This is a genomic window from Idiomarina sp. UBA4206, from assembly GCF_002383015.1.
GTDB classification, from domain to species: Bacteria; Pseudomonadota; Gammaproteobacteria; order Enterobacterales; family Alteromonadaceae; genus Idiomarina; species Idiomarina abyssalis.
In genome coordinates, this window is record NZ_DFTS01000035.1 from 39394 (window position 1) to 39629 (window position 236).

Below are 236 nucleotides of genomic sequence, written 5' to 3' on the forward strand. Positions count from 1 at the left end.
CGTCAAGCCCTCATGGATGAGCTTGTAGCGTCTCCGCCATAGGGGGCGCAATGCTCAAGCGAAACAAGACAGCAAACTCCCCCCGAGCCCAAAAGCAGGCAGGTAAGAGATACACAAAAGGAGTCTTTTATGACGATTAAAGTTGGAATTAACGGTTTGGGTCGTATTGGCCGTTTAGCGCTACGCGCGGCGTGGGAAAACACTGAGCTGGAGATTGTTCAGGTGAATGACCCGGG

The 236-nt window shown here is 52.5% G+C and carries 1 protein-coding gene; it reads left to right on the forward strand.

Annotated elements, in window-relative coordinates:
• Positions 1–129 precede the first annotated feature (129 nt).
• Positions 130–236, forward strand: a 107-nt coding sequence (locus B3180_RS07260; protein ID WP_286843793.1) for a glyceraldehyde 3-phosphate dehydrogenase NAD-binding domain-containing protein, incomplete at its 3' end; no start/stop codon positions are given.